Below are 11,754 nucleotides of genomic sequence, written 5' to 3' on the forward strand. Positions count from 1 at the left end.
AACGAACACCGCCAGCATCGAGGGCACGAAATGGGTGACTGTCACCGCTTCGGTTTCGATCACCCGCGCCAATGCTGCGGGATCACGATGGGCATCCGGATCGGCGAGGACCAGCCGGGCGCCGACCTGTAGCGGCCAGAAGAACTCCCACACCGATACATCGAACGTTGCTGGTGTCTTCTGCAACACCACATCCGCCCCCGACAACCCATACACCGACTGCATCCACACCAAACGATTCACAATCGCTGCATGCGACACCGCCACACCCTTGGGTCGACCCGTCGACCCGGAGGTGAAGATCACATACGCGGTATTCCCCCCACGCACCACCCCACCCCGATCGACATCGGTCACCGGCGCATCCGACAGCCCGTGAACATCGAGCAGGTCGACACGCACCTGTGCGGTGTCGATCGCCAGGTCTGCTGCCGAAGTCAGCACGCAGATCGGATCTGCGGTGGCGAGAATGTATTCCGTACGCTCGGCCGGGTGATCCGGGTCCAGTGGCACGTATGCCGCTCCTGCGACGGTGACGGCGTACATGCCGACCACGAGATCGATCGATCGCCGCATGCCCAGCGCCACACGAGTTTCCGGGCCCACGCCGCGCGCGATCAACCAACGCGCCAGCCGGTTCACCCGCCGGGAGAACTCGACATAGGACAAAGTCGACCCCTCGAACGTCACCGCGGTCGCGTCGGGTGTGCGTTCGACCTGGTCGTAGAACATCGAGACCAGAGTCATACCGGTGGTGCCGACCCACCGGCCGGACGCCACCGCGGTGTCGAGCTCGAAGGCAGTGTCGTTCCATGCAGACACCAGTTGCTCACGTTCGCTGGCATCGAGCAGCTCGATGTCGCCCGCTTCCGCGTCGGGATCGGTGATCACAGCAGTGAGCACTCGAATCAGGCGGTCGGCGACGCGCTGCACGCTCTGCGCGTCGAACAGATCGCGCAGGTAGCCGGCGCGCACCCGCAGTCGCGTATCCAACTGCGCGATCAAGGTCAGCGGGTAGTGCGTAGCGTCGGCCGCCTCCAGTGCGGCCACGGCCATGCCGTCGATATCCGCGGCCTGGGCTTGCAGGCCTGCGGTGTCGATCGGATAGGACTCGAACACGATGAGCGTGTCGAACATACCGCTGATGCCGACAGCGGACTGGATATCGGCCAACCCGATGTAGTGATGATCGAGCAGATCGGCCTGCTCGACCTGCGTCCGGACCAACAGTTCCCGCACCGATTCCGATGGATCGATGCGCACCCGAACCGGCACGGTGTTGATGAACAAACCGACCATCGACTCCACACCGGACAGCTGCGCGGGACGCCCGGACACCGTAGTGCCGAACAGCACATCGCCGCGACCGGTCAGTCTACCGAGCAGGATGCCCCACGCGGTCTGTACCACGGTATTCGGCGTGACACCGAGAGCGCTGGCCAGCGTGGTCAACCGTGCCGTGGCCGCCTGGTCCAACTCGAAAAGATACTCACCGGAAAGCGAGGTGATCTCACGTCCGGCATCCGGACGAACCAGCACGGTCGGCTCGCCGACGCCGCGCAGAGCATGGGTCCACGCCGACAGCGAGGCTGTGCGGTCCTGTTGCCGCGTCCACTCCAGGAAGTGCCGGTAGGAACGAGCTGCGGGCAGCGCGGAGGAATCCGCATGTGCCGCGTACAGCATCAACAGATCCCGCATGAGCAGCGGCATGGACCAGCCATCGAGCAGGATGTGATGGTTGGACACCACGAAGTGCCAGCGGTTACGCGCCACCTGGATCAGGGTGAACCGAACCAGGGGTGGCTCATCGAGGTCGAAACGACGCATGCGGTCGGCGGCGATCAGGTCGGCATCGTCGCCGCCGGCGATCCGGTCGTGTTCGGTCCACGACACCGGGAGACTGTCCAGCACGATCTGCACCGGATTGCCGTCGTGGCCGGTGACGAACGCGGTCCGCAGATTGTCGTAGCGGTCCATCAATGCCTGCGCGGCCGAACGCAACCGCGCGGCATCCACTCGCCCGATCAAGGTCAACACCGCCTGTGCGGTGTACACGTCCACCGAGCTCGCGGCTAGACCGGCGTGGAACAGCAAACCGGCTTGCAGCGCCGAGAGCGGCCAGATATCGGCCAACGCCGGAAAGCGCCGCTCCCAGCCGTCGATATCGCGCTGCGTGATTCCCTGCCCGGCAGGTACTCCCGCGCTCACGCCGCCGCGCACACGGTGCACCAGGGCGAAGTCCGACGGCGTATGTCCACCCGCGCCGGATTCTTGGGCGTGGCGGGCAATGGCTTCCAGAGCGTCGGTCCACAATCGACCGAACTCCCCCACCTCAGCGGCGCTCAACAGCGTCGACGGGTAGCCGATCGTGGCGGTCAGCCTGTCGCCGACCACGATCGCATTCACGTCCAACGGCGCCATCACGGGCATGTCGGCGTCGTATGCGCCCTCCAACGCGCCGAGATTCGCAGCGGGAATCCAGCCGAATCCGCGCAAGGACTCCGGCACATCACCCTCGGAGATGCGGCCCAGGTAGTTGAAGCTCACCTGGCCAGGAAGCTCGGACGGTAGCTGGGCTGCGGTCTCTGCGTTCAGGTAGCGCAGCAGTCCGTAGCCGATGCCCTTGTCCGGTACCGAGAGCAAGCGCTCCTTGATCGCTTTGATTGCCACTCCGAGTGCGGGTCCGCCGGTGAACGCAGCGTCGAGATCGATTCCTGCCAGGTCGATGCGAACCGGGTAGATCGCGGTGAACCATCCGACCGTGCGCGACAGATCCGCTCCGGCGACCACGTCCTCTTCACGCCCGTGCCCCTCCAAGCGGATCAGCAGCGGGTTGTCGCCGCGGTCGCGGATGCGTCGTGCACGCCACTGTGCTGTGGCCAGAGCCAGTGCGGTGAGCAGACCGTCGTTCACCCCGCCATGGAACAGCGCGGGAACAGTGGTGAGCAGGGCGTTGGTGACCTCGGCGGACACTTCGACCCGGAACTTTTCGATGACGCCCGACGTGTCGAGCGCAGGATCCATCGGGCGCTCGGTCAGCAACGGATCGGGCGTCGCGACCACAGAGCGCCAGTAGTCGAGTTCGGCCGTACGCTCTGGACTGGACGCCGCGCGCTCCAGCGCGTGCGCCCAGGTGCGCATCGACGTAGGCGGCGCAACCAACTCCGGGGTCCGACCGGCCGCGTACTGCCCCCACGCTGTCACGAAGTCCGGCACCAGAATGCGCCAGGAAACACCGTCCACCACCAGATGGTGGGCCACGACGATCAGCCGGCCGGTGTGCTCGGCCGAATCGGGCTCGAGCCACACCAATCGGACGACCGCACCTGCCGCGGGATCGAGCCGACCCAACGCCTGGTCCACTGCGGCCGTGGCGATCTCGACCAACGTCGCGTCGGTCGTGCTCGGATCGAACCCGATGCGGTCGATCACGGCGTCCACGTCGACGGTTCCCGGCGCGGCGGTCTCGACCACCCAGTCGCTGCCCTCGCGACGCAGGCTGGCCCGCAGCATGTCGTGTCGATCGATCACCGCGCCGACCGTCGCCACGATACCGGCGCGGTCGATACCAGCCGGCAATTCCAGCGCGAGCATCTGATTGAACCGACCGAACGAGCCGCTCCGCTCGACCATGAACCGAACGACCGGCGTCAAGGGCATGGAACCGACTCCGCCGCCGGACAGTTCGGGTAGCAGCGCGGACGATGTCTGCGCGATATCGGTGCTCTCGGCGACCGTAGCCAGACCGGCCACAGTCCGTTGCTCGAAAACGTGGCGTGGAGTGAACACCACACCGCGCGCCTTGGCTCGTGAAACCAGCTGAATGGAGACGATGCTGTCTCCACCCAGGGCGAAGAAGGAGTCATCGACCCCGACTCGCTCCACGCCGAGAACGTCGGCGAACACTTCGGCGATGGTGTGTTCGACCGGGGTGCGCGGCGCACGGAACACGGCCTCGGTCGCGAACACCGGCTCCGGCAACGCTGTACGATCCAGCTTGCCCACCGGGGTGAGCGGAACTCGATCGATCACCATGATCGCGGCTGGCACCATGTAGGTCGGTAGCAGTTCCGCGACATGCGCGGTCAGCGCGGGTACGTCGATCGTGTGCCCGCGTGCGGCGACCACATACGACACCAGCGAGACGGCAGCGGTGGGGCCGCGGTGTCCCATGGTGGCTGCGAACTCGACAGTCTCGTGCGCTGTGAGTGCGGCATCGATTTCGCCGAGTTCGATCCGGAATCCCCGCACTTTCACTTGGAAGTCGGAGCGGCCGACATAGTCGATCTCTCCGGTTCTGGTCCAGCGCACCACATCGCCGGTACGGTACATCCGGGCGCCAGGAAGATACGGGTGGGCGACGAAACGCTCGGCCGACAACCCGGGGCGCGCGTGGTAGCCACGCGCCAGCTGAATGCCCGACACATACAACTCACCCGCGACACCCACCGGAACCGGCCTGAGCTGCGCATCCAGGACGAGCGACTGCATCCCGCGGGTCGGACCGCCGATGGTGACCGGATCGCCGGGCGTCAGGGCGGCGCTGATATTGGTCATGATCGTGGTCTCGGTGGGACCGTAGCCGTTGTGGAAGCGACGACCAGAACCATTGGCCGCACCACCCCATTTGGCGACCAGATCAGCGGGGACGGCTTCGCCGCCGGCGACGATCACCCGCATGTCGACCAACTCCGCCGAATCCAGCGAGGCGAGCACCGACGGAGTGAGGAAGGCATGCGTGACCCGCTCGGCGCGGATCAGCGCGGCCAGTTCCTCGCCGCCGTACACGCCGGGCGGACAGACCACCAAGGCGCCACCACGACCGATCGCGAGGAGGACCTCCAGAATCGACGCGTCGAAACTGGGCGAGGCGAAGTGCAGCGCTCGCGTGTCCGAATCGAGGTCGTATCGAGCGTTCTGCTCATCGCGGAAGTTGGCCAATCCCGCGTGGGTGACCATGACCCCCTTGGGCACACCGGTGGACCCGGAGGTGTAGATGACATAAGCCGGGTGATCCGGGCGCACCGGGCGCACCCGATCGGCATCGGTGATCGCGGCACTGTCGTGTTCGGTCGAGCCCTTCTCGTCCAGCACCAGCCACTCGACCGTGTCCGGCAATTCGGCACGGACGGATGCCACGGTGAGTCCGATCGAAGAGCCGGAGTCGACCACCATGTGCGCGATCCGGTCGGCCGGATAGGTCGGGTCGATCGGGACGAACGCTGCGCCGGACTTGGCCACCGACCACTCGGCGACATACGACACATCCGACCTCGGCACGGCGACCGCCACCAGTTCCTCGGCGCCGATACCTCGGTCGATCAGCATGCGGGCCAGACGATTCGACCATGCGTCGAGCTCGCCGTATGACAGACTTCGCCCCTGGAACACCACCGCGGGTGCGTGGGGGTCGATCGCAGCCGCCTCGGCGATGAGCTCCGGCAAGGTCCGCCCCAGCGTCGCCGCCGCACCGGTGCGTGCGGTCAGATCGGAGTGCTCCGCCGCGTCGAGTATGTCGATCGCGCCGACCATGACCGCCGGGTCGGCCGCGATGGTCTCGAGCACGCGCTGCCAGCGTCGAGCGATCTGCGCCACCGTGGACTCGTCGTAGAGGTCGGTAGCGTAGGTGAGCGCCAAAACCATTGCTCCGGAATCGGATTCGGGCCGCTCTGCAAGAGTGAATTGCAAGTCGAAGCGTGCAATGTTCTCCTCCAGATCCAACGCGGTCACAGCGAGCCCCGGCAGCTCGAGGGCAGTGCGCTCCAGATTCTGGAATGCCAGCATCACCTGGAACAGCGGATTGCGCGCCTGTGAGCGTTCCGGGGCGAGCAGTTCCACCAAACGTTCGAAGGGCACGTCGGCATTGCCGTATGCGTCCAGATCGGCACGACGCACCCGGTCGAGCACATCGGTGAAGGATTCGCCGAGTTCGATTCCGACCCGCAGGACCAGGGTATTGACGAACATGCCGACCAGATCGTCGAGCGCGGCCTCGCCCCGACCCGCGATCGGGGTGCCGATCGTGATGTCCGCTTCGCCGGACAACCGCGCCAGCAGCACGGCGAGCGCACCGTGCATCACCATGAACAGCGAGGCGCCGCGCTGCCGCGCGACCTGCTCCAGTGCGCCGATCAATTCCCCGGACAACTCACGCTGCAGTGTGGCGCCGCGGTGCGAGGCGACCGCCGGTCGAGACCGGTCGGAGGGCAAGGGCAGCTCATCGGGGATGCCGGCCAGCGCATTCCGCCAGTGGGCAACCTGCTCGGCGAGCACCGAGCCCGAGTCCTCCTCGGAACCGAGCACTGCGCGCTGCCATACCGCGAAGTCGGCGTATTGCACCCGCAACGGCGCCCAGCCCGGGGCGCTGCCGGTCGCTCGCGCCGTGTAGGCAGTCATCATGTCGCGGGTCAGCGGCCCCATCGAAAAGCCGTCGCCTGCGATGTGATGCACCACGACCACGAGTACGTGCTCGCCTGGTTCGGGGAGGTACAACCGGATACGTAGTGGAACCTGTTCGGCCACATCGAATCCGAGGGTCGCAAACGCGGTGATCCTCGTGATCAGGTCGGTCGGGTCCACCGAGACCGGACGCAGGTCCAGGTCGATGTCCTCGGCAGGGACCAAGACCTGCGTCGGGACGCCACCGTGTTCCGGATAGCGGGTCCGCAACGACTCGTGCCTGCGCACCACGTCGGCGACCGCGAGTTGCAGCGCCTCGACATCGAGGGCACCGGTGAGCCGAAGTGCGATGGGCAGGTTGTAGGCCGCCGAACCGGTGTCGTATCGGTTCAGGAACCACATGCGCTGTTGGGCGAACGACAGCGGCAGCACCTCGCCGGCCGCGCGTGGGCGCGCGACCAGGCCGAGCCGTTCGACACCCCCGGCGTGCGATTCCACCCGGGCCGCGAGGGCCGCCACCGTGGTGGCTTCGAACACTGTGCGCACCGCGACGGTCGTGCCCAACGCGGCGCCGATGCGCGCTACCACTCGGGTCGCGATCAGCGAGTTTCCGCCGAGATCGAAGAAGTCGTCGTCCACGCCGACCCGCTCCACGCCGAGCACGTCGGCGAACACCGCGGCCACGGTCTCCTGCACCGGCGTGTTCGGCGCTCGGAAGCCACGCGTGCGAGCCGCGGGAGCAGGCAACGCGCGCCGGTCCAACTTTCCGTTGACGGTCAACGGAATCCATTCCAACCGGACCACGGCCGCGGGTACCATGTAGGACGGCAGTTGCTCGGCGGCACCGTCACGCACCACGTCGAGTACCGGGTCCAATCCCGCCTCGGCGACCACATAGGCGACGATGCGCTGATCGCCGGGCCGGTCCTCGCGGACGATCACTGCCGCTTGCGCGATGCCGGGCTGAGCGAGGATCGCCGATTCGATCTCGCCCAATTCGATGCGGAATCCACGGACCTTCACCTGATCGTCGGCCCGGCCCAGGTATTCCAGCTCACCGAAACGGTTCCACCGTGCGAGGTCGCCGGAACGGTACAGCCGAGCGCCCGGCGACACGCTCATCGGGTCGGCCACGAAGCGGCTGGCCGTCAAACCGGCTCGACCGAGATAGCCACGCGCCAGTTGCGTTCCTGCCACATACATCTCACCGCCAACGCCGATCGGAACCGGACGCAGCCGGCTGTCGAGCACGTATACCCGCAGGCCGGCAACAGCCCGGCCGACGACGCTGCCGGAGGCCGCGGCGATCGTTGCGGCGTCCAAGGCACGGTAGGACACGTGCACCGTGGTCTCGGTGATGCCGTACATGTTGACCAGCAACGGTCCGGTCGGGGCGTGCGGGTCTACTGCGGCGGAGGCGCCGTCGCCGTGTCGAGCCACCCAGTCCGACAATCGGCGCAGCTCCAAGGCCTCACCGCCGAACACCACGTACCGCAATGCCAGCGGAGCCGCGTTCGGCGGCGCGTTCCGGTCGGCTTCGGCCAACTGGTAGAACGCCGACGGCGTCTGGTTGAGCACCGTGACACCGTGCGTGCGCAGCAGTTCCAGGAATTGTTCCGGTGAGCGGGAGGTGTAGTAGTCGACCACGACGAGGGTGCCGCCGAACAACAGCGGACCCCACAACTCCCACACCGAGAAGTCGAAGGCGTAACTGTGGAACAGCGTCCACACGTCGTCGGGTCCGAAACCGAAGTCACGGTCGGTGTTTGCGAACAAGCGCACCACGCTGCGATGCCCCACCGCAACGCCCTTCGGGCGGCCGGTCGAACCGGAGGTGTAGATCACGTAGGCGATACTGTCCGGGGTCAGCGCGGAATTGCGATCGGCGTTGGTGATCGGACCGTCGTCGGCGTCCTCGATATCGCCGGCTTCCACCGCGAATCCGTCCAGAACAACGGCCGGCATCCCCTGCGGGACCTCCACGTGCACAGTGGAATCGAGCACAACGCTCGTCGGCTGAGAATCGGAGAGCACATAGGCGATCCGGTCGGTCGGATACGTCGGGTCGACCGGGACGTACCCGGCTCCGGTCTTCACCACTGCCAGCAAGGCGACCACCAGATCCAGCGACCGCGGCAAGATCACCGCGACCAGTGTTTCCGGTCCTGCCCCGTCCGCGATCAGCCGGCGTGCCAGCACGTTCGCGCGCCGGTCGAGCTCGGCGTAGGTCAATGTCTCCACACCGAAGCGGGCCGCGATCCGTTTGGGGTGCGTGGCGACCACTGCGTCGAACAGTCCGGGCAGAGTGGCGTGCGGATCGGCGAATCCACCTCCGCGCCGGGTGCCCTCGCTGCTGTCGGCGCCGGATGAGACCCAGCGTTGCGACACGTCGAGCCGCTCGCTTTCGGCGAGCAGATCGATGTCGCCGACGGGAATGTCCGGATTCTCCGAGACACTGCGCAGGATACGGACGAATCGGTCCGCAAAGGAGGCCACCGTCTCCGGGTCGAACAGATCGGTGGCGTAGTTCCACGACAACCGCAGCCGGCCCTCGCCAGCGTCGCCGACCGTGAGCTGTAGGTCGAACGTCGCTGTACCAGGATCGAGGTCGACTGCCGCGACATCCAGGTCGGGCAACGCCACCGCACCGAGGTCGCCGGCCGACGCCGCCTCGAAGGTCAATGCGATCTGGAACAACGGGTGGTGCGCCTGTGAGCGCACAGGACTGACCACATCCACCAGGCGCTCGAACGGTACGTCTGCATGTGCGAAGGCGGCCAGGTCGGTGCGGCGAACCTCGTCGAGCAGCCCGGCGAAGCTCCCGCCCGGATCGACCCGACTGCGCAGCACCAGGGTGTTGACGAACATACCCACGACGTTGTCGAGCGCCCGTTCGCCGCGGCCCGCGATCGGGGTGCCGATGACGACGTCCGTACTGCCCGACAACCGCCCGGTCCAGGCCGCGAGTGCGGCGTGCACCAGCATGAACAGCGTCACACCGCGCGCGCGTGCCACCTCGGCGAGCGCCCGACGTGCGTCGGCATCGATCTCGACGTGGTAGGTACCGCCCGCGTGGGACGCGATCTCCGGCCGCGGGCGGTCGGCCGGCAGTTCGACCTGGTCGGGCAGGTCCCGCAACTGCTCGGTCCAATAGGTGATCTGCTCGGAAGCGACGGAGTCCGCGTCGTCCTCGGCGCCGAGCACGTCGAGTTGCCACAGTGCGTAGTCGGCGTACTGCACGTCGAGCGGGGCCCACGTGGGCGCTGCGCCGCGCACACGTTCGGTGTAGGCGAACATCAGATCGCGCAGCAATGGCCGCAGCGAGAACCCGTCAGCGCTGATGTGATGCACGACCACCACCGCGACATGCTCGGTCGCCGACACCGCGAGCAGGCGTGCCCCGAAGGGGATCTCGAGCGTGACATCGAAGTGGACGCTGGCCAATTCGATGATCCGCTGGCTCAGCTCGTGTGCACCGACGGATTCGACAATCAGCTCGAATGCCACCTCGCCCACCGGTACCACGCGCTGGTAGCCGGTGCCCTCCACCTCGGGGTAGACGGTCCGCAAAGCCTCGTGTCGCGCGAGCACGTCACCGACAGCCGCCTCGAATGCGCCGAGGTCGAGAGTTCCGGTCAACCGCACCGCGACCGGAATGTTGTGCACCGCAGTCCGGTTGTCGAATCGGTTGAGGAACCAGATGCGCTGCTGCGCGGGCGACAGCGGCGCCATCTCGGGCCGTTCCCGCGCGACCAGCGGCACTCGACCACCTTGTCCAGCAGCCGATCCCAACAGCTCGGCCAACGCCCTCACCGACGTGGCCTCGAACAACACGCGCACTCCGAGGGTGGTGTCGAGTGCGGCGCCGAGTCGGGCGACTACTTGGGTGGCGATCAGGGAGTTGCCGCCCAGTGCGAAGAAGTCGTCGTCGAGGCCGACACGGTCGGCGCCCAGGGCTTCGGCGAAGGCGCCGGCCACGATTTCTTGCACCGGTTCCACCGGCGCCCGGAATGTCTTGGTTTCGAACACTGGCTCGGGAAGCGCGCGTCGATCCAGCTTGCCCGAGGGGTTGAGGGGGAACTGGTCGAGCACGACGAACGCTGCGGGCGCCATGTATCCCGGTAGCCGGTGGGTCAGATCGGCGCGCACGGCCTCGATGTCCACCGTGTGGTGTGGGGCCGCGATCAGGTAGGCGACCAACTGGTCACCGAGGTGCTGGTCCGAGCGCAGCACGACCACCGCCTGCGCGATCGACTCCACCGCGGTCAGCGCCGACTCGATCTCGCCCAACTCGATGCGTAGTCCACGCACCTTCACCTGGAAATCGGTGCGACCCAGGTATTCCAGCTCACCGCGTGAGGTCCATGCCACCAGGTCACCGGTGCGATACATGCGCCCGGCATCCCCGAAGGGGTTGGCCACGAACCGCTCGGTGGTCAGATCAGGGCGACCGACATATCCGTGGGCCAACTGCGTGCCCGCCAGGTACAACTCGCCGGCAACTCCCACCGGGACCGGTTGTAGCCGGGTATCCAGGACATACACCTCGGTGTTGAACACCGGGGCGCCGATGGGTACCGATACCGTGTCCTCGTCGGTGACCTCGTGGAAGGTCACATCGACCGCTGCCTCGGTCGGGCCGTAGAGGTTGTGCAACCGTGCTCCGGTCACCGCACGCAACTGTTGCGCGGTCGCGGCGGGCAACGCCTCGCCGGAGGCGAAGACATTGCGTAGTCCGCTGCATTCGGCTGCCCGCTCCTGGGTGATGAACGCCGACAACATCGACGGCACGAAATGTACCGTGGTCACTCGTTCCTGCGCGATGACCTGCGCCAGGTAGGCCGGATCGCGATGACCATCCGGGTGTGCGAGCACCAAACGGGCGCCGACCTGCAATGGCCAGAAGAACTCCCACACCGACACATCGAACGTCGCTGGTGTCTTCTGCAACACCACATCATCAGCGGCCAAACCATACGCGGCATGCATCCACACCAAACGATTCACGATCGCTGCGTGCGAGACCGCGACGCCCTTGGGCCGGCCGGTCGACCCGGAGGTGAAGATCACATACGCGGTGTTCGCCGACCGCAACGGTTTGTGTCGATCCGCATCCGATAGCGGCGCGTCGGACAACTGCGACAGATCGAGCCGATCGATACGCACCTGCCGTGGTCCGGTGACCTCCAAATCGGTACCAGAAGTCAACACACACACCGGTGCTGCGGTATCGAGCACGTACTGGGTGCGGTCGGCGGGATGGTCCAGATCCAACGGAACATACGCCCCACCCGCCGCATGCACCGCATACATACCGACCACCAGATCGACCGAACGACGCATACCGAGCGCGAC

Annotated in this window: 1 protein-coding gene; it reads right to left on the reverse strand. The window is 66.5% G+C overall.

All coding sequences use genetic code 11. The annotated features are described in order from the left end of the window. Positions 1 to 11,754, reverse strand: an 11,754-nt coding sequence (locus K940_RS29680) for a non-ribosomal peptide synthetase (protein ID WP_036529615.1), incomplete at both ends; no start/stop codon positions are given.

It is taken from the genome of Nocardia sp. CNY236 (genome assembly GCF_000482385.1).
Lineage (GTDB): Bacteria > Actinomycetota > Actinomycetes > Mycobacteriales > Mycobacteriaceae > Nocardia.